Consider the following 19,620-nt stretch of genomic DNA (forward strand, 5'->3'; position numbering starts at 1 on the left):
TGGCCAATTCGAGGAAGGTGGACTGGGAACCATGGCTCAGTGGACTTCAGCGATGGGTTCGACGCAGCTCGCCCGTCTCCTGGCCTCCCAGCAGGACCGCCCAGCGGGCACCGGCACCCGCCGCCCGCCCGCCTACCGCGCCCTGGCCGACGGCATCCGGCTCCTCGTGCTCGAAGGCCGCGTACCGGTCGCCGCGCGCCTGCCCGCCGAGCGCGAACTCGCCCTCGCGCTCGCCGTCAGCCGTACCACCGTGGCCGCCGCCTACGAGGCGCTGCGCACCGAGGGCTTCCTGGAGTCCCGCAGGGGTGCGGGCAGCTGGACGGCCGTCCCGGCCGGAAACCCCCTCCCCGCGCGCGGGCTCGAACCGCTGCCGCCCGAGGCGCTCGGCTCCATGATCGACCTGGGCTGCGCCGCGCTGCCCGCGCCCGAGCCCTGGCTCACCCGCTCCGTCCAGGGCGCCCTCGAAGCGCTGCCGCCGTACGCCCACACGCACGGCGACTACCCGGCGGGGCTGCCCGCGCTGCGCGAGATGCTCGCCGAGCGCTACACCGCGCGCGGGATCCCCACCATGCCCGAACAGATCATGGTGACCACCGGCGCGATGGGTGCCATCGACGCCATCTGTCACCTCTTCGCGGGCCGCGGCGAACGCATCGCCGTGGAGTCCCCCTCGTACGCCAACATCCTGCAGCTGATGCGCGAGGCGGGCGCCCGTCTCGTCCCCGTCGCCATGGCGGAGGGGCTGCGGGGCTGGGACATGGACCGCTGGCGCCAGGTGCTGCGCGACGCGGCGCCCCGGCTCGCGTACGTCGTCGCGGACTTCCACAACCCGACGGGCGCGCTCGCCGACGAGGACCAGCGCAGGCAGCTCGTCGAGGCGGCCCGGTCCGCGGGCACAGTCCTCGTCGTCGACGAGACGATGAGCGAACTCGGACTCGACGCCGACCTCGCCATGCCGCGGCCCGTCTGCGGGTTCGACCCCGCGGGCTCGACCGTCGTCACCGTCGGCTCGGCGAGCAAGGCCTTCTGGGCGGGCATGCGGATCGGCTGGGTGCGGGCCGCCCCCGACGTGATCCGCAGCCTCGTGGCGGCGCGCGCCTACGCCGACCTCGGCACCCCCGTCCTCGAGCAGCTCGCCGTGAACTGGCTCCTCAACACCGGGGGCTGGCAGGCCGCCGTGGACGTGCGCAGGGAGCAGGCCAGGGAGAACCGCGACGCGCTGGTCGCCGCCGTCCGCCGCGAGTTGCCCGACTGGGAGTTCGACGTGCCGCGGGGCGGTCTGACGCTGTGGGTGCGCACCGGAGGCCTTTCGGGGTCCCGGCTCGCCGAAGTGGGTGAGCGGGTGGGCGTACGGGTCCCGTCGGGGCCGCGCTTTGGGGTGGACGGGGCCTTCGAGGGGTATGTGCGGCTGCCCTTCACCGTCGGGGGAGCGGTGGCCGAGGAGGCGGCGGCGCGGCTGGCCGCGGCGGCCCGGCTCGTGGAGACGGGCGCCGGCGCGGGTGCGCAGGCCGCCCACCCCTTCGTCGCCTGACGCCCGCCCGGCGGGTCAGCTCTCCGCGGGTACCGGTCGCGCCCCCGCGGCCTCCGGAGCGGCTTCCACGGGTGCGGGGACCGGGACCGTCTCCGGCGTCTGTGGGGCCGTCTCCGTCGCTTCCGCCGCCTCGGGGAGCGGCTCCGTCGCGGTGGTGTCCGCCGGGTCCGGCTCGGCGATCGGCTCGGGGAGCAGCTCCATGACCGCACGGCGGTGTGCCTCGCTGGTCGCGTCGTCGTAGGGATCGGGCGTCGCGGGCACCTGGAGGCGGTGCACGGGTCCCCTGCCGAGCCGGGCGTAGCCACGGCCGGGCGGCACGTCCGACGTGGGCGTCGTGTGGGGCGGCGCCCCGAGAACCTCCTCCAGCTGGTCGACGGTGGCGGGCCCGAGCAGCACGCGCGCGCGTGTGTGCTGGTGCACGGCTTCGCTGAGCGCGTCCAGGGTGTCCAGCTGATCGGCCACCACGACCGTCACGTTGGCCGCCCTGCCGTGCCGCAACGGCACCTGAAGGAGCGACTGGGGGTCCCTGCGCCCGTCGGCCGCGGCGAGGTGGCCGAGGATGCTCGGGCGGTCGAGGAGGATCCACAGGGGACGCTTGGTGTCCTCGGGCGGCGGGTGGCCCGCCTGGCGTGCGCGGTTCGCCGAGATGAGGCGGCGCTCGGTCTCATGGGCGGCCCATTCGAGGCTGGCGAGGGCGCCGGTGAGCCCGCACTCGACGGCGAGGACGCCGCCGCGCCCTGTCAGGCAGGCGTAGTCGCCGGTGCCGCTGCCCTCGACGATGAGGACGTCGCCGTACTGCAGGGCCTGCAGGGCGATGGAGCGCAGCAGCGTCGTCGTGCCGCTGCCCGGCTGCCCGGCGATGAGCAGGTGCGGCTCGGTGGAGCGGAAACCGGTGCGCCACACGACGGGGGGCACGTCGCGGTGCTCCTCGCCGTCGGTCACCGGGAGGGTGCGCTGGACGCCGGTCTCGTCGGTGAAGCCGAGCACGGCCTCTCCGGGGGCGGTGACGAAGCGCTGGGCGGCGATGTCGGTGGGCAGCGGGGAGAGCACCGAGACGGTCAGCTGGTTGCCCTCCTCGTCCCATGCGAAGTGGTACTCGCGCCCGCGTCCCGACTTGGCGTGCAGCAACTGCTCGATCCGCGCGCGGGACTCGGCCTCGCCGTCCGTGAAGTACGCGGGGTAGCGCACCACGAGCCGGGAGATCCGCCCGGTGTCGTCGAAGTCGTACTCGGTGAAGGCCTTGTCCCATTCGCCGCCGTGCGCGAAGAGCGGGGCGGGGTCCTCGGGGACCGAGAAGTACGGGACGAGCGCTTCGTAGAGGGACTGCAGCCGCTGTGTCTGCGCGTCGTCCGGGCCCTCCGGCTCCGGAGCGGTGCGCTCGCGGCCCGTCCACGCGGCGGCCGCCATCAGGCAGATGGCGGCGAGCAGCGGTCCGAAGGGGACGAGCGCCACGACCAGGACCACGGAGGCCACCAGGAACAGCAGGGGACTGCGCTTGTCCTTGGGGGTCTCGGTCCATCTGCGCCGGCCGGCGGCCGCCAGCCGGCGCAGCCCGCGCGTGATCGTGATCAGCGGGTGGAGGACGTCGGTGGCGCTGTCGGCCGCGGACCGGGCGAGCTCCCGGCTCCTGGCGATGGATGCGGTGCCGTTGCTCAGAATGCGGGGGAGGGGGCGCCTGGCCACGTCTGTCTCCTGGAGGTGCGTACGAGAGGCGAAAGCGTCAGAACTTGATCCCGCCGAGGAGGCTCGCCAGGCTCGCGCTGCCGGCCTTGATGCTCGGGGCGATGGCGGTGCCCGCGAGGAAGAAGCCGAAGAGCGCGCAGACCATCGCGTGGGACCCCTTGAGCCCGTCCTTGCGGAAGAAGAGGAAGACGATGATGCCGAGCAGCACGACACCCGAAATGGAAAGAATCATGACGGTTCTCCTGGTTGGTGGGGACAGTCACCATGAGTTCTTCCAGATTCACAGCATGTATCCATACGACAAAAGGTGCAAAAGGGTTAATTAGCAGCCATTTCACCTGAATGGCGGAGTCCGGGCGGCTGTGCGGGAGCGGGTCCGGCCGGCCTGCCGCTCCGGTCGCGCCCCAGGCGTGATCTTTGCCGCGGGCGGGCCGCGTCATGTGCCCGCGAGGGCAGTACCCTGTCGATTCACTCGTACGGCTGCACCGGCGGCACACCCAGAAAGGCGGACGCCCCCATGAGCGAAGCCCCCGACCCCGAGGTCGTGGAGCTGGCGACCAAGATCTTCGATCTGGCACGTCAGGGTGATGCCGCCGCGCTCGCCGCCTACGTCGACGCGGGCGTCCCCGCGAACCTCACCAACGACAGCGGGGACTCGCTGGTGATGCTTGCGGCCTACCACGGGCACGCCGACGCGGTCCGCTCCCTGGTGGAGCGCGGCGCGGACACCAACCGCGCCAACGACCGGGGCCAGACGCCGCTCGCCGGCGCGGTCTTCAAGGGCGCGGACGCGGTGATCCGAGCCCTCCTGGAGGGCGGCGCGGATCCGGCCGCGGGGACGCCCTCGGCGATCGACACCGCCCGCATGTTCGAAAAGGCGGAGCTGCTCAAGCTGTTCGGAGCTGCCTGAACGGGGTAGCTGACCAGCAATAACGGGGGCGCTGGAAATGTGGTCGCGGCGGACCTGACCGCCGGGTCATCATGACGACGTGATTCACGGACGCGACGGCGGGGCGGTTGGTGCCGCGCCGCGTGGACCGTGAGCGGCCCGCCCCCGGACCTCCCGTCCGGGACCCCTGGGCCATGGACGAGAGGCAGAGGAAGATGGTCTTCGACAAGCAAGAGACGGCGGGCGGCCCGACGTGTTGGCGCACGGCCAGGTAATGCGTGATTCCCGGTTGCGTCGACGCTTGATGTGAGGCTGTTTCCCATGTTCGATCCGGTCATAGCGCCCAGCGGTACGCTGCTCGGCCTGCTGCAGAGGGGCCGCGGCGACGGCACGCTGCACGCGCTCACCGCCCCACGCTCCGAGGCGCTCGCCGCCCTCGACCAGTGCGTGCTCAGCGACCCCCGCCACGACTGGCAGGTGGAGAACCGCTCGCTGTACTACGCCCGGCTCTACCTCGACCTGCACGGCGGGCTCGGTGAGATCGAGCGGCACCTCTTCGCCGCCGAGGACGTCCTGAACACGGACGACTCGCGCACCGGCCTCGCCCTGGCCGTCCTCGGGCACCTCGCCTCGTACGGCAGGCAGGACGCCCTCGAACTGCTGCGGAGGTACGCGGCGTTCGGCTCCAACTGGGCGTGGGCCCTCGACGAGCTGGCGCTGCGCGACGACGACGGGGGCCTGCGCGCCCTCGCCGCCCCCGTGCTCGCCAGGTTCGCCCCCGACGCCGAGGGTGAGGCCGAACTGGCCGCCGCCGTCCGCGACGCCTACGAACCGAGGCCCTGGCGCCTCTGGGAGGAGGACCCCCGCGCCGATATCGGCGCCCGCGTGCGCGCCGCGCGGGAACAGGGCTCCTTCGACCGCTGGCAGCGCCAGATGCGGCCCGCGGGACCGCGCCCCGGATGGAGCGTCCAGGCCGTCTTCGACTGGGCGCAGGAGGGCCTCGAACGGGGCGCCGTGCTGTACGTGCCCGCGGCCCGCTGCCTGTCCGCCGTCGCGGGCCCCGACGACCGGCCCGAGATCCTCGAGGCCGCGCGGTCGGGCTCGGACGGGGCGCGTGGCACCGCCCTGCGCTACCTCGCCGACATCCACGACCCCGCCGTCCTCGACCTCATCGAGTACGCCGCACAGGGCCCGTCCCAAGCGGTGACCGACGCCGCGACCGACGCCTTCGAGCGGATGCGGAGCGTCGCCGCCGTGGAGCGCGCCCGGCGCTGGGCCTACCGCCCCGACGCCCTGGGCGCCGCCGCCGGGCGGATGCTCGCCTGCCGGGGCGGCGCGCAGGACAGCAAGCTCGTGCTCGCCGCGCTCCGTGAGGCCGTCCGCGGCGAAGGCCCCGACGCGCCGACGCTGTGGACCCTCGTCGACGGCGCGGGACGCCTCGGCATCGCCTGCGCCGCGCCCGTGCTGCGGCACGTCTACAGAGAGACCGCTTCCTCCCACCTCCGCGGCCGCGCCGCCCGCGCGCTGGCCGCCACCGACCCCTCGTTCGCCGCCGGATTCGCCGTCGAGTGCCTGTGGGACTGCGAGGAGTCCACCCGCGAGGTCGCCGCACGGCACGCCGAGACCGGTGACGCCCGGGTGGTCAACCGGCTCCGCAGGCTCGCCTCCGACCCCGCCGAGGAGGACGACGTACAGACGGCGGTACGCAGCAGGATCGGGCCGGACGCGCCCGCCGTGTAGACGCGGTCGGGCGCGCGAGGGGTCAGCCACAGGCGCTCAGCGCCGCCCGGTGCCGACGAAACGCAATGGCGTGCCCGGGCGTGCCTGGGCCGCCGCGGCCAGATCGGTCTCCCGGACCACCGCCACCACCGGATAGCCCCCGGTGGTCGGGTGATCGGCCAGGAAGACGACGGGCCTGCCGTCCGGCGGCACCTGGACCGCGCCGAGAACCATCCCCTCGCTCGGCAGTTCGCCCTGGAACGCCCGCTCCAGGGCGGGGCCCTCGGTACGCAGGCCGATGCGGTTGCTCGCCGCGGACACCCGGTACGCGCGCGTGGTGAGCGTCCGCAGAGCCGCCGGCGTGAACCAGTCGGACCGCGGCCCGAGCGTCACCCGCAGCACCAGCTCCTGGGGCGGCGCGGGCTGCGGAACGGTGTCCACGCGTGCGTGCGTGCCGCTCGGGTCCCCCAGCGGCAGCACCACGCCGGCCGCGAGAGGCGGAGGGCCGAGCCCGGACAGCAGGTCCGTGGAGCGGCTGCCGAGCACAGGGCGCACGGCCACGCCGCCGTCGAAGGCCACGTAGCACCGCACTCCGAAGAGGGCGGGTCCGATCTCCAGGAGCGCTCCGGCGGGTACCCGTACCGGCGCCCCCCAGGGCGCGGGACGGCCGTTCACGCTCACCGGGCAGGGCGCGCCGCCGACCGCGACCGTCACGGGGCGGCGCGGGCGCACGGCGCAGCCGTCGAGAGTGGTCTCCAGGACGGCGGCGTCGGGCGGATTGCCGACCAGGCGGTTGACCAGGCGGGCCGTGGGCGGGTCGAGAGCCCCCGAGCGCGGCACCCCGAGATGGGCGTGGCCGGGGCGCCCGAGGTCCTGCACGGTGGTCAGCGCCCCGGCCCGCACGACGGCGAAGGCACGGCCGGTCATCGAGCCTCCGGTGCGGTACTGGGTGTGTCCGAGGGGGCTTGCGGTACGAAGCGGACGCGGACGCCGGGGGAGAGGAGCGCGGCGGGCACGCGCGCGTGGTCCCACAGCACGGCGTCTGTCGAGCCGATCAGCTGCCAGCCGCCGGGCGAGGCGCGGGGGTAGACGCCCGTGTACGGACCGGCCAGGGCGACGCTGCCCGCGGGGACGGAGGTGCGGGGCGTGGCCCGGCGCGGCACCGCGTAGCGCTCCGGCAGCCCGGTCAGGTAGCCGAAGCCGGGCGCGAACCCGCAGAAGGCCACGCGGAACGCGGCCGCCGAGTGGATCCGCGCCACCTCGGCCGCGGGCACGCCCCAGTGCGCCGCCACGTCCGCGAGATCCGGCCCGTCGTACCGCACCGGGAGTTCCAGGACGTCCCCCGCGCGCGCGGGCAGCGGCGGGATCTCCCAGCCGGGCAGCTCCGCCCCGACGCGGCCGGGCTCGTCGAGGCCGTCGAGGAGCACCGTGCGGGCCGCAGGGACGATCTCCCCTACCCGCAGGGAGCCCGCCGCGCGGCGGCGCAGCAGCTCGGCGTGGAGCGCCTGGGCCTCGGTGCCGTCGGCGAGTTCGACCAGGAGCGCCCGGTCCCCGACGGGCAGCACCCTCATGCGAAGGCCTCCACCCGCACGCCCGCGCCCTCCAGCGCCGCCCGCACCCGACGGGCCAGATCCACCGCGCCCGGGGTGTCGCCGTGCAGGCAGAGCGAGCGTGCGCGGACCGCGATCTCGTGGCCTCCGTGGGAGGTGACGACCCCGGCCCCGGCGATGCCGACGGACCGCGCGACGACGGCGTCCGCGTCCGTGACGACCGCACCCGCGCTGGACCGTGGCACCAGAGTGCCCTCGTCGGTGTAGGCGCGGTCCGCGAACGCCTCGGTGACGACCGGGAGCCCGGCCTTCCCCGCGGTCGCCAGGAGGCGCGATCCGGGCAGCCCCAGGAGAGGCAGGGACGCGTCGGCGAGGAGCACCCCTTCGACGACCGCGCGGGCCTGCTCCTCGTCGTGGACGACGCGGTTGTAGAGCGCGCCGTGCGGCTTCACGTACGACACGCGCGTGCCCGCCGCGCGGGCGAACACCGCCAGGGCGCCGATCTGGTACGCCACTTCGGCGGCCAGCTCCGCGGCCGGCACCTCCATGGCGCGCCGCCCGAAGCCCGCCAGGTCGCGGTAGGAGACCTGCGCGCCGATCCGCACTCCGCGTTCGGCGGCGCGGTCGCAGACCCTGCGCATGGTCACCGGGTCCCCGGCGTGGAACCCGCACGCCACGTTGGCGCTGGTGACGACGGACAGGAGCGCCTCGTCGTCGGTCAGGTGCCAGCGGCCGAAGCCCTCGCCGAGGTCGGCGTTGAGGTCGATCGATGTGGTGCTCATCTGCGGAGGTCTCCAGGGGGTTCTCGACGGTCGGACCCGGTGGTCAGACCACGCGGTACTGCTCGTCGCGGGCGTCGGTGAGGAACATCCTGCCCGGCGCGTGCGTGATCGCGAACGGTGGCCGCGACGCCATCACCGCGGCCTGCGGCGTCACGCCGCACGCCCAGAACACCGGGATGTCGTCGGGGCCGACGGCCACCGCGTCGCCGAAGTCGGGGCGGTCCAGATGGTCGATGCCGAGCCCGGCGGGGTCGCCGCAGTGCACCGGACTGCCGTGCACCGCGGGCATCAGGGCGCTCTCCCTGATGGCGTCGGAGAGACACCGGGGCGGCACGGGACGCATCGACACCACCAGGGGGCCGTGCAGGCGGCCCGCCGGGCGGCACGGGCGCGCGGTCACGTACATCGGGACGTTGCGGCCCTGTTCGATGTGGCGCAGCGGGACGCCGGCCTCGGCGAGCGCCCACTCGAAGGTGAAGCTGCAGCCGATGAGGAAGGTCACCAGGTCCTCGCGCCAGCGGCCGACGACGTCCGTGGGCTCGTCGAGAAGTTCACCGTCCTCCCAGACGCGGTAGAGCGGCAGATCGGTGCGGAGGTCGGCGCCCGGGGCGAGCGGGGTCGACCAGGAGCCCGCGTCCGTGACGTCGAGGACCGGGCAGGGCTTCGGGTTGCGCTGGCAGAAGAGCAGCATCTCGTACGCCCAGTCGGCGGGGACGGAGATGAGGTTGGCCTGGGTGAAGCCCGCCGCCCAGCCCGCGGTGGGGCCCGTCTCGCCCGAGCGGAACGCCGCGCGGGCCTCCTTGGCGCTGTGGACCGCCCCGGTGGTCACAGGAGCTCCCTCCCCCGGGTCTCGGGCAGGCCGAGCAGCGCGACGACGGCGAGGCCGTAACCGATCGCTCCGAAGACCAGCGCCCCGCCGACGCCCCAGCTGTCGGCGAGGAAGCCGACCATGGTCGGGAAGACGGCGCCGACCGCGCGGCCCGTGTTGTACGTGAAGCCCTGTCCCGTACCGCGCACGGCGGCCGGGTACAGCTCGCTGAGGAACGAACCGAAGCCGCTGAAGATCGCCGACATGCAGAAGCCCAGCGGGAAACCGAGCACGAGGAGCAGGCCGTTGGCCCCGTCCGGGATGTGTGTGTACGCGAGGACGCTGGCCGCGGAGAGGAACGCGAAGAGCGTGATGTTCCGTTTGCGGCCGAGCCTGTCGGTGAGGTAGCCGCCGGTCAGATAGCCGATGAAGGCGCCCGAGATCAGGAAGGCCAGATAGCCGCCGGTGCCGACGACGGTCAGGCCCCGGTCCTCCTTCAGATACGTGGGCACCCAGGTGGCCAGCGTGTAGTAGCCGCCCTGCACACCCGTGGACAGCAGCACCGCGAAGCACGTGACGCGCAGCAGTCCCGGCTTGAAGATGGCCGTGAACGACCCCTTGTGGGAACTCTTGCGGCGCTCCTCGGCAGCCTCGGGGGCGTCGTGCACGTTGCGGCGCACGTAGATCACGAGCAGTGCGGGCAGCGCGCCGGTCCAGAACATCACGCGCCAGGCGACGTCGTCGTCCAGGAACTGGAACACCAGGGTGTAAACGATCACCGCGAGCCCCCAGCCCACGGCCCAGGAGCTCTGGATCGCCCCCAGCGTGCGTCCGCGGTTCCTGGCGGTCGCGTACTCGGCGACGAGGATCGCGCCGACCGCCCACTCGCCGCCGAAACCGAGCCCCTGGAGGGCGCGGAAGACCAGCAGCGTCTCGTAGTTGGGCGCGAAACCGCAGGCGACGGTGAAGACCGCGTACGTGACGACCGTGATCATCAGCGCCTTGACGCGGCCGATCCGGTCGGCGACCACACCCGCGATGGCGCCACCCACGGCGGAGACGACGAGCGTGACGGTGGTGAACAGGCCCGTCTGACCGCTGTCGAGGCCGAAGTAGGCGGAGAGCGCCACCATGCTCAGCGGCAGTGTGAAGTAGTCGTACGAGTCGAGCGCGTAGCCCCCGAAGGCGCCGGCGAAGGCGCGCCGACCGCGCGGCCCGAGGGCGCGCAGCCAGCCGAAGGCGCCGCTGTCGTCGGGGAGTTCACCCTGCTCGGGGCGGAGCCCGGGCGGAGCGGTGCGGGCGGGTGGGGGCGGTGGGGTCGTGCTCATGGGCACCTCGCGGGAGAGGGGGACGGAGGGTGCTGGAGCCTGCGGTCGCGGCCCGTCGGAACGAGCCGTGCCCGACAACGTAGAGGATCGTTGAACGATCCCTCAATACCTGTGTTGTTTCGTTCTCCGCTCTGCGATTGAATCCGGGCATGGCTGAGGCGATGGCTGACGTGAGCGGACTGGCCGACGACCGTGTGCTCCTGGGGCGCACGAGCACCGCGGAGCGGGTCTCGGACATCCTCAGGGCCCGCATCGCCGAGGGCTACTTCCCGCCCGGGACCCGCCTCTCCGAAGACAGCATCGGCGGCGCGCTCGGCGTCTCCCGCAACACCCTGCGGGAGGCCTTCCGGCTGCTCACGCACGAACGGCTCCTTGAGCACCAGCTCAACCGGGGCGTTTTCGTGCGAGTCCTCACGATCGAGGACGTAAAAGACATCTACCGCATGCGCCGGCTCGTCGAGTGCGCGGTCGTCCGCGGCCTCGGCGAGCCCCCGTACGCCCTCGACGCGGTGGCGGGCGCCGTCGCGGACGGCGTACGCGCGGCGGCGGAACAGGAGTGGAGGAGCGTCTCCACCGCCAACATCCACTTCCACCGGGAGCTCGTCGCCCTCGCGGGCAGCGCCCGCACCGACGAGCTCATGCGCAGCGTCCTGGCCGAACTCCGCCTGGCCTTCCACGTCGTGGACGACCCGCGCCGCCTCCACGAGCCCTACCTCGAACGCAACAAGCAGATCCTCGCCGCCCTGCTGACGGGAGACGCCGGACGGGCCGAACGACTGCTCGCCGACTACCTGGAGGATTCCCTCGAAGGCCTCGTCGAGGTGTACGGGCGCCGGGTCGGCGCGGCCGGCTGAGCCGGTCGCTTCTGCGCCGTTTCGACCGTTGTCAGACCGAGGACCTAGTCTGTGCACCGTGACTTCGCCTGCCGTTACGGACACTGCTCCGCCCCAGCTCAGCGCGGGGCCGCGGCCCGCTCAGGGCCCGGCCGCCGACGAGGGCCTGGCGCGCCGCCTGCGCGCGCTCGCCTGCACCGCTCCGCTGCACGACCTCGACGTGCGCAAGGCCAATCTCGCGGGCGAGTACTCGGTGTACGCGATGGCGGAGGTGGCCCTCGCCGCCATCGACCTCGTCACGCTGAACATGGACTTCGACACCGGCGCCGACCACGAGCAGATCGTCGCCAGGCTGCTGCCGCGCGTCGCGGCCCAGGCCCCGCGCCGCCCGGCCGCCGAGCACGAGCGGGTGGCCCGCTGGGTCCTGGAGAACTTGATCAACGTCGGCAGCGTCGACCGCGGCTTCCGCGCCGTGTACGGCACGTTCACCCCCGACGGCACCTATGTCCGCAGGGACTACGACTTCAAGCTCCTCGAAGAGGTCCCCGGCTACGGCGGCGGTGTCTTCCTGCGCACGACCGACGAAGCGGTCAACGTCCTGGTCGGAGCCCTGGACACCGACGTCACCAGCGCCCAGATCGCCGCCGAGGTGAAGCTGGAGGTCCTGATCAGGCGCGGCCGGCTCGCCGACGCCCAGCTCGCCGCCGAGCAGGCCCGCTACCGGACCGTGCAGTACTCGGAATCCCTGCGCAAGGCCCTCGACGCCACCCGGCGCAACGTCCGCGCGGTGGACTGGCTCCAGGCCGTCCCCGACATGATCGCGGAAGCCCTCGACCACGTCGCCGACCGCTACCGCCACGAGAACGCCATCCTGACCAACATCCGCAAGGTGCGCGACGAGTCCGAGGCCGCCTCCGACTCCAAGGCGGGCGAGCACAAGCGCCGCGCCGCCGAGCTGGTCGACATCGTCAAGGACTGCATCCGCCGCCATACGCAGCTGCAGTCCCGACTCCTCGAAGCGGGCCCGCTGTTCCGCGCCGAGCAGGACCGGCAGGCCTTCGCCGCCCCCACCGCGCGCGCGGGCCTCGATCTGTACGGCCAGCTGCTCGCGCCCCTCCTGCCGCTCCCCGCCGAGCAGGCGACCCGTGTGACGGACGCCTTCTTCGCGCGCGGGACCGGGCTGCGCACACCGGTCTCCGTCCGCGTGGGCGACCTCGTCGACATACTGCTCACGCCGCCCGTGGAGCGCGAGCACCTCGGCGCCGAGATGCCCGAGCCCGACCTCATCGCCACCCCGGACGACAGCCGCTTCAGCGAGGAGCAGCTCGCGAGCGCCATGGACCTGCTCGACCTGCCCGCCGACGCGCCCCGCAGGCTTTCCGGCCTCCTTGCCGACGCCCGCCGCCGCGACCCCGAACTGCCCTACCTGGTCGCCCTGCTGGCCGTCCACGCGGCAAGCCCGCCGGTCGGCACCGCCTACCGCCAGGGCGAGGAGAAGCTGCTCTTCGCCGTGGACGACGGCACCGAGCTCGACGACGAGGAGTTCGGCGGCGCCGACCTCGTCGTCGGCACGGCCCTCCTGGACGCCGCCGGCATGGCGGCAGGACGGACGGAGGCGGCCTGATGCCCACGACAGAGCACGCCACGCCGCCGGGCACCCCCGAGCGCGTACGCCCAGTCCACCACGACATACGACCCGCTCACCACGACGTACGACCCGTTCACCGCCGCAAGGAGCACACGCCGTGACCGACCACCCCGCAGAGCACGCCGCGTGGGGCGAGCCGGACTCCGCGGCGGCGCCCTCCGCCCCCGCGCCCGTCACCCCGGCCGACGCCGCCGACGCCGCCCGGCTCGTCTCCTTCGGCCTGCAGCCCAAGCTCCAGCCCGCCCGCGACCAGGAGTACGGCGACCTGCTCCGCCGCTACCGCGAGGACCCGCCCTTCGCGCGGCTCGCCGACGCCGTCGCCACCGGGCTCGGCCTCGTCGTCCTGGAGGTGTCCCCGCGCGCGGGGATGGCCGTGACCGCCGAGGAGGACTCCGTCTTCGCCGTCCGCATGGGCGACTACGCCCGCCGCGCGGCGACCGACTCCACCGACCGCTTCCTGCACGGCCTCGCCCACCTCGCCGTCGCCGCCATGGCCTTCCCGCGTCCCGAGGACCTCGCCGACGACGGCTACATCGGCCGGGTCACGGTCAACGGCGTCGACGCGTTCGTGCGCCAGGCCTGCCACCGCCTGGAGGAGCGCGCCGAGGAGCAGGGCGAGAACACCGACCCGGCCACCGACGCCCCCGGCCTCGAAGCCGCCTGGCGGATCTGGGCGCGCCGCAGCTCGACCGGCGCCACCAAGGACGCCCGCCGCCTCGCCGGTTCCACCACCGGCATCGTCGCCAAGGCCGTCGCCTTCCTCACCGAATCCGGCTTCCTGCAGCGGACGGGCGACGACTCCGGAGGCACCTACCGCACCACGGCCCGCTACCAGCTCCAGGTCCGCGACATGGCGGGCAGCGCGGCCATGGCGGAACTCCTGGAGCTCGGCGTCGTACCGGTCACGGACGGTTCGGCGACACTGCTGCCGCCCGAAGACACCGACGACCTGGAGCTGGCCGCCGACGCGGGGCTGCCGTTCCACTCCTGACCCGCCCCGCCCCACCCCTGCCACCTTCCCGCCGTCCCGCACGACTTACGACGAGAGTCCGCCGCCATGTACGAGCTGTCCCGGGTCCGCCTCTACTCCATCGGTCCGGCCGGTGCGCGCTACGCCGACACGGTGCTCGACCTGCGCGGCGTCGGCGCGGAGGTGCCCAACCCCGCGCCCACCCAGGCGGAGTTCTTCGAGGACGAGCCGGTCGGCCCGCCGCGCCGCCCCGCGCCCGCGGGCGTCCTCTTCCTGGAGAACGGCGGCGGCAAGTCCGTCCTGCTCAAGCTGATCTTCTCGGTGATGCTCCCCGGCCACCGGAACACGCTCGGCGGCGCCAGCTCCGGCGTGCTGCGCAAGTTCCTGCTCGCCGACGACTGCGGCCACGTGGCCCTGGAGTGGCAGCACACCCTGACCGGCGAGTGCGTCGTGGTCGGCAAGGTCAGCGAATGGCGGGGCAGGCAGGTCTCCAACGACCCGCGGAAGTTCGCCGAGGCCTGGTACTCCTTCCGGCCGGGACCCGGCCTCAGCCTGGACTCGCTGCCCGTCGCCGAGTCCACCGCCGTGCGGCCCTCGGCGGAGGGCGCGTCGGGCGCGCAGGGGCGCCGGCGCACCATGAAGGGCTTCCGCGACGCCATGACCGAAGCGGTCAAGGCGTACCCCCACCTCGAAGTGCACTGGGAAGAGATCCACGACCGCTGGAACGAACACCTCACCGACCTCGGCCTCGACCCCGAACTCTTCCGCTACCAGCGGGAGATGAACGCCGATGAAGGCGAGGCCGCGGGCCTCTTCGCGGTCAAGAAGGACTCCGACTTCACCGACCTGCTGCTGCGCGCCGTCACCGACACACGCGACACGGACGGCCTCGCCGACCTCGTCCACGGCTTCGGCAACAAGCTGGGCCGGCGCGCCGAGCTGATGGCCGAACGGGACTTCACCGCGGGCTCCGTCGACCTCCTCGGACGCATCGTCGAGGCCGCCGGGACCCGGGCACGCGCGCGTGACGTGCACGCGGGAGCCGAGCGCCGCACGCGGATCCTGGCGCGCAGGCTCTCCGCGCGCGCCGTCGAGGAGCGCGGTCGCGCCGCCGAATTGGCCGAGCAGGTCACCGCCGCGGCCCACACCGTCACCGAGGCCGAGCGGGCGCGCGGCACAAGCGCCCTGATCTCCGCCGAACTGGCCTACCGGCACGCCTCCCTGGCGCTCACCGTCGCCGAGAAGGCCGCCGCCGCACAGCGCCGCGAGCTCGCCGACGCGCGCACCCTGCACGCCGCCTGGCAGGCCGCCGAAGCCGTCCTGCGGCACCGTGCCGCCGCCGACCGCTCCGCGCGCGTGGCCGTCGCGATCCGCGAGGCCGAACGCGACGCGGCGCCCGCGCTCGCCGCCCGCGCCAAGGCCGCCGCCGATCTCGTCCGCGCCCTGCACACCGCCGCCGAAGGCGCGGAGAACCTCGCGAACGAGGAGGAGGAGCGCTCCGCGGCCCTCCAGGAGACCGGCGAGACCGCGCACCGCGACGCCACCGCCGCCGCCACCGAGGCCCAGCGCGCCCGCAGCGAACTCGGCCACCTGAAGCAGCGCCTCACCGAGGTCGAGCAGGAGACCGCGGAAGCGGTCCGCGCGGGCTGGCTCGACGACACCGCCCCCGACGCCGACCCGGCCCGCGCCGCCCTCGCCGCGAGCGACGCCGAGAAGACCACCGTCGCCGCCTGGGACACCGCCCGCGAGGCCGCACGCCGGGCCGCCGACCACGCCAAGGAGACGGCCGCCGCCGAGGCCCGCGCGGAGCTGACCGCGGCCCGCGCCGCGGACGCGGCGACCGCCGCCGAGGCCGCCCACGACGCGGAGCGCCGCGCCGCCGAAGCCATCGCCCGGGACGAGCGGCTCGCCGAGCTCCTCAGCCTGCCGACCGCGAGCGGCGGAGTGCCGAAGCCCCGCAGCGACACCGGGGCCGCCGGCGCGGACGGCGCGCTCTCCGTGGCCGAGCTCGACCGCTCGGCGGACGACCTGCGTGCCCTCCTCGAAGAGGGCGTCGCCTCCGCCGAGCGACAGCTGTTCGACCTGCGCACCGCCGCCGCCGACGACTCCCGCATCCTCGGCGCCCTCGGCGACGGCGGGCTCCTGCCGCCGGGCCCCGACGTCCTCGCCACCGTCGAGTTCCTCGGCGAGCACGGCATCCCCGCACTGCCCGGCTGGCGCTACCTCGCGCAGGCCGTCGACCCCGCCGACCACGCGCGCGTGCTCGCCGCCCGCCCCGAGCTTGTCGACGGCGTGGTCATCACCGACCCGGCCACGCACGCACGCGCCCGCGAAGCCCTCGCCGACGCCGCCCTGCTGCCCCGCTCCGCCGTGGCCGTCGGCACCGCCGCCGCCCTCCTCGCCCCCACACCGGGCGAGCAGGCCGCCGACAGCGGCGTCTTCCTCGTACCGCCGAACCCGGCCATGCACGACGAGCACGCCGCCGACGAGGAGCGGCAGGCGCTGCGCGCGCGGGCCGCGCAGCGCGACGACGAGATCCGGGCGCTCGCCGCCCGGCTCGGCAAGGACCGCGAGCTCGCCGCCCGCCTCGCCTCCTGGCGCACCGGCTGCCCGAGCGGCCGCCTCGGCGAGCTCGCCGCCGCGGCCGACGAGGCGCGCGCCTTCGCCGAGGAGGCCGAGGCCGAGCTCGCCGAGGCCCGTACCGCACGCGCCGAGGCCGACGAGGCGGCGAGCGAGGCCGCACGCGTGCGGGACGAGCGCCAGGAGGCCGCCCAGCGCGCCCGCCGTGCCGCCGACGCCCTCGCAGGCCTCGCCTTCCGGCTGCGGGAGCGGGCCGGCTGGCAGGCCAAACTGCGCGAACTCGCCGACGACGCCGCCGAGTCGGAGGCCCGCGCCCAGACCTGCCTCGACCGCGCCCGCGCCGCCGACGAGGACCGCCGCGCCGCCCAGCGCGCCGCCGACGACGCCCGCCGCACCGCCCGCGCGCTGCGCGCCGAGCGCGCCGAGATCGCCGGCGCCCCCGAGGACGTACCGGAGGAGAGCGACACCCCCAAGGCGTCGCTGCCCGCCCTGCGCGAGGCCTACCGCGCCGCCTCCCAGCTCTACGAGAAGGTGGGCGTCGGCGCCGACCTCCGTGCCGAGCAGGCCCGCGCCGAGAGCGACGAGAGCGCCGCCCTCGCCGAGCTGGACCGGCTCAGCAACAAGGTCCGCACCCGCGCGGCCCTGCTCCTCGAAGGCACCGAAGGCTCCGACGGCCCGTCCCGGCAGGCCGCCGCCGCGCGCGCGGAGGCCCAGGTCCAGCTCATCGAGGCGCGCGCCGCCACCGCGAGCGAGCAGCTCGGCCGGCTGCGCGGCGAGGCCGAGCGGCACGCCCCCGAGGACGGCGAGGCCCACACCGAGCTCCCCGAGGAGCTCGTCCCCGCCGACGTCGAGCAGGCCCAGACGCTCCTGCGCACCGCCACCGGCGAACTGGCCGCGCGCACCGAGGCGCTCAGCCGCGCCAAGGAGGCCCACGCCGCCCTGCTGCACACCCACCGGGTGACCGAGGACGCGGCAGGCGGCTTCGACGAGACCGCGGCCCTGCTGCGGGACCTCCTGCGCGAGCACCAGGAGGACGAGTCCGAGGAGAGCCCCGAGGCCTACCCCGGCTCCCTCGAAGAGGCCCGCCACTCCGCCGCCGAGGCCCGCCGCTCCCTGCGCGGCTGCGCCGCCGACCTCTCGACCGCCGAATCCGCGGTGCGTGAGGCGAGCGACATCCTCGTACGCCACGCGAACTCGACCCGGTACGAGCAGGTGCGCACCCCCGCCCGCCAGCAGATCCGCGAGCTCCCCGCGTCCGCGCTGCCCGACCACGCCAAGAAGTGGGCCGACGCCTTCGCCCCCCGGCTCCGCGTGCTCACCGACGAGCTGGAGCAGCTGGAGCGCAACCGCGACAGCATCGTGGACCGCCTGCGCGGCCTCGTCGAGTCCGCGCTCGCGACGCTGCGGTCCGCCCAGCGCCTCTCCCGTCTGCCCGAGGGCCTCGGCGAGTGGTCGGGCCAGGAGTTCCTGCGCGTCCGCTTCGAGGAGCCCGACCAGGCCACGCTCGTCGAGCGGCTCGGCGACGTCATCGACGACGCCACCCGCGCCGCCGTGAAGAAGAACTCCGACCTGCGGCGCGACGGCATGTCCCTGCTGCTGCGCGGGGTGCAGGCCGCCCTGGAGCCGCGCGGTGTCGCCGTCGAGATCCTCAAGCCCGACGCCGTGCTGCGCGCCGAGCGCGTCCCGGTCGGACAGATGGGCGACGTGTTCTCCGGCGGCCAGCTCCTGACCGCCGCGATCGCCCTGTACTGCACGATGGCCGCGCTGCGCAGCAACGACCGGGGCCGCGACAAGCACCGGCACGCCGGCACACTCTTCCTGGACAACCCCATCGGCCGCGCCAACGCGACGTACCTCCTGGAGCTCCAGCGGGCCGTCTCGGACGCGCTCGGTGTGCAGCTGCTCTACACGACCGGGCTGTTCGACACGACGGCGCTCGCCGAGTTCCCGCTGGTCATCCGGTTGCGGAACGACGCGGACCTGCGGGCGGGCCTGAAGTACATCAGCGTCGAGGAGCACCTGCGTCCGGGACTGCCGCAGCGGGCCCCCGAGGACCCCGACGGCGAGACGGTGCACGGGGAGATCACCGCGACCCGGATGTACAAGCGGCCCGCCCCCCAAGGAGACCCGGTCACTGCGTAGCGAGCCGTTTGGTCAGCCAGTCGTGGAAGAGTCCGATGTGGTGCTCGGTCGGCACGAGCACCCCGCCCGCGCGGTAGGCGCGTGACGCCATCGCGGGCTGGGTGCGCTCGCAGGCCGCGAAGTCCTGCGTGTTGACCCGGTGGAAGAGTTCCACGGAACGCGTCAGGTCGGCGCCGGACGCGACGACGTCGGGCGCGTACAGCCAGTCGCACTCGACGACCGTGCGGTCCTCGGCCAGTGGGAACATCCGGTGCAGGATCACGTGGTCGGGGACGAGGTTGACGAACACCGTCGGCTTCACGGTGATCGCGTAGTAGCGCCGGTCCTGGTCCTCGGCGACCTCGGGAAGCCGCCCGAAGCCCGCGCTGCCGTCGACCGTGAAGCCGCCGACCTCCTCGCCGAACGCGGCGCCGTGCCCCACGTAGTACTGCGCGGCGAAGCCGTCGGCGAACTCCGGCACCACGTCGGTCAGTTCGGGGTGGATGGTCGCGCAGTGGTAGCACTCCATGAAGTTCTCGACGATCAGCTTCCAGTTGGCGCGCACGTCGTAGCTGACGCGCCTGCCGAGCGCGAGCCGCTCGGTGCCGTAGCGCTCGATGGACGCTGCGTCGCCGAGCCGTTCGACCGCGGCGCCCATGACGGTCTCCTCGAAGGAGGGCGGTTCGTCGGCCAGGCACGCCCAGGCGTAGCCCAGCCACTCCCGCAGAGCGACCTTCACCAGGCCGTACGCCTCGCGGTCCACATCCGGCAGCTTCGCCAGATCGGGCGCGGCGATCAGCCTGCCGTCCAGGTCGTACGTCCAGGCGTGATACGGGCATTGGAGGGCGCGGCGCACCCGGCCGGACTCCTCGGTGCACAGGCGGGCGCCGCGGTGGCGGCAGACATTGAGGAAGGCCCGCAGCTCGCCGGCGCGCGAGCGGGTGACGAGGACGCTTTCGCGGCCGACCCGCACGGTGCGGAAGGCGCCCGGCACGTCGAGGTCGGTGGCGCGCACCGCGCAGAACCAGAGCGCTTCGAAGACGTGTTCCTGCTCCTGCCGGAAGATCTCCGGGTCGGTGTAGTAGTGGCCGGGGAGGGTCGCGATGAGACTGGGCGGCAAGGGGGTCGTCGTCACGGTTCTCGTACTCCTCGTTCTCGTACTCCTCAAGCGGGCGGGG

Annotated in this window: 15 protein-coding genes; 7 read left to right on the forward strand and 8 right to left on the reverse strand. The window is 74.2% G+C overall.

Features of this window, described 5'->3' with window-relative positions; all coding sequences use genetic code 11:
- Positions 1 to 31 precede the first annotated feature (31 nt).
- Positions 32 to 1,531 (forward strand): SCO1417 family PLP biosynthesis transcription factor, encoded by a 1,500-nt coding sequence (locus AC07DI_RS30355; protein ID WP_478907387.1) that lies wholly within the window; start codon positions 32 to 34, stop codon positions 1,529 to 1,531.
- A gap of 15 nt (positions 1,532 to 1,546) precedes the next feature.
- Here AC07DI_RS30355 and AC07DI_RS30360 read toward each other — a convergent pair whose 3' ends face one another.
- The gene (locus tag AC07DI_RS30360; protein WP_384261331.1) at positions 1,547 to 3,214 is read right to left on the reverse strand and encodes an ATP-binding protein; all 1,668 of its coding nucleotides are present in this window, start codon (positions 3,212 to 3,214) and stop codon (positions 1,547 to 1,549) included.
- A 37-nt stretch (positions 3,215 to 3,251) separates the two neighbouring features.
- The gene (locus AC07DI_RS30365; protein WP_384261334.1) at positions 3,252 to 3,446 is read right to left on the reverse strand and encodes a hypothetical protein; all 195 of its coding nucleotides are present in this window, start codon (positions 3,444 to 3,446) and stop codon (positions 3,252 to 3,254) included.
- A gap of 285 nt (positions 3,447 to 3,731) precedes the next feature.
- On the opposite strand from AC07DI_RS30365, the gene AC07DI_RS30370 reads away from it, so the two are divergent.
- Both AC07DI_RS30370 and AC07DI_RS30375 read left to right on the forward strand, forming a co-directional pair.
- Positions 3,732 to 4,124, forward strand: a complete 393-nt coding sequence (locus AC07DI_RS30370; protein ID WP_384261336.1) for an ankyrin repeat domain-containing protein — start codon at positions 3,732 to 3,734, stop codon at positions 4,122 to 4,124.
- Between the two features lie 300 nt (positions 4,125 to 4,424).
- Positions 4,425 to 5,843: a HEAT repeat domain-containing protein gene (locus AC07DI_RS30375; RefSeq protein WP_478907390.1), complete on the forward strand. Its 1,419-nt coding sequence runs from the start codon at positions 4,425 to 4,427 to the stop codon at positions 5,841 to 5,843.
- Positions 5,844 to 5,879: 36 nt separating this feature from the next.
- On the opposite strand, the gene AC07DI_RS30380 is transcribed toward AC07DI_RS30375, so the two are convergent.
- From AC07DI_RS30380 to AC07DI_RS30400, 5 genes are read right to left on the reverse strand one after another with little or no spacing between them, the layout of a single operon-like run.
- Positions 5,880 to 6,749, reverse strand: a complete 870-nt coding sequence (locus tag AC07DI_RS30380; protein WP_478907392.1) for a 5-oxoprolinase subunit C family protein — start codon at positions 6,747 to 6,749, stop codon at positions 5,880 to 5,882.
- Complete coding sequence (locus AC07DI_RS30385; RefSeq protein WP_478907394.1) at positions 6,746 to 7,393, reverse strand: 5-oxoprolinase subunit B family protein; 648 nt, start codon at positions 7,391 to 7,393, stop codon at positions 6,746 to 6,748. Before AC07DI_RS30385 ends, AC07DI_RS30380 begins: the two co-directional genes overlap by 4 nt.
- Positions 7,390 to 8,154 carry a LamB/YcsF family protein gene (locus tag AC07DI_RS30390; protein WP_478907396.1) on the reverse strand — a complete coding sequence of 255 codons (765 nt, stop codon included), beginning with the start codon at positions 8,152 to 8,154 and terminating at the stop codon, positions 7,390 to 7,392. The genes AC07DI_RS30385 and AC07DI_RS30390 overlap by 4 nt, the downstream gene beginning before the upstream one ends.
- A gap of 43 nt (positions 8,155 to 8,197) precedes the next feature.
- Positions 8,198 to 8,983 carry a putative hydro-lyase gene (locus tag AC07DI_RS30395; RefSeq protein WP_478907398.1) on the reverse strand — a complete coding sequence of 262 codons (786 nt, stop codon included), beginning with the start codon at positions 8,981 to 8,983 and terminating at the stop codon, positions 8,198 to 8,200.
- Entirely contained in the window at positions 8,980 to 10,290 is a 1,311-nt protein-coding gene (locus tag AC07DI_RS30400; RefSeq protein ID WP_384261351.1) for an MFS transporter, read from the reverse strand. Before AC07DI_RS30400 ends, AC07DI_RS30395 begins: the two co-directional genes overlap by 4 nt.
- 149 nt (positions 10,291 to 10,439) lie before the next feature.
- Here AC07DI_RS30400 and AC07DI_RS30405 point away from each other — a divergent pair, with 149 nt between their 5' ends.
- From AC07DI_RS30405 to AC07DI_RS30420, 4 genes are all read left to right on the forward strand, one after another.
- Positions 10,440 to 11,144 (forward strand): GntR family transcriptional regulator, encoded by a 705-nt coding sequence (locus AC07DI_RS30405; protein WP_478907400.1) that lies wholly within the window; start codon positions 10,440 to 10,442, stop codon positions 11,142 to 11,144.
- A 58-nt stretch (positions 11,145 to 11,202) separates the two neighbouring features.
- The gene (locus AC07DI_RS30410) at positions 11,203 to 12,747 is read left to right on the forward strand and encodes a hypothetical protein (RefSeq protein WP_384261356.1); all 1,545 of its coding nucleotides are present in this window, start codon (positions 11,203 to 11,205) and stop codon (positions 12,745 to 12,747) included.
- A 121-nt stretch (positions 12,748 to 12,868) separates the two neighbouring features.
- Complete coding sequence (locus AC07DI_RS30415; protein WP_384261361.1) at positions 12,869 to 13,762, forward strand: hypothetical protein; 894 nt, start codon at positions 12,869 to 12,871, stop codon at positions 13,760 to 13,762.
- Positions 13,763 to 13,828: 66 nt separating this feature from the next.
- Entirely contained in the window at positions 13,829 to 18,463 is a 4,635-nt protein-coding gene (locus AC07DI_RS30420; RefSeq protein ID WP_478907403.1) for a hypothetical protein, read from the forward strand.
- Here AC07DI_RS30420 and AC07DI_RS30425 read toward each other — a convergent pair.
- Complete coding sequence (locus AC07DI_RS30425; RefSeq protein ID WP_478907405.1) at positions 18,453 to 19,577, reverse strand: aromatic ring-hydroxylating oxygenase subunit alpha; 1,125 nt, start codon at positions 19,575 to 19,577, stop codon at positions 18,453 to 18,455. The genes AC07DI_RS30420 and AC07DI_RS30425 overlap by 11 nt on opposite strands.
- Positions 19,578 to 19,620 lie beyond the last annotated feature (43 nt).

The sequence above is a fragment of the Streptomyces sp. NPDC044106 genome (assembly GCF_056433985.1).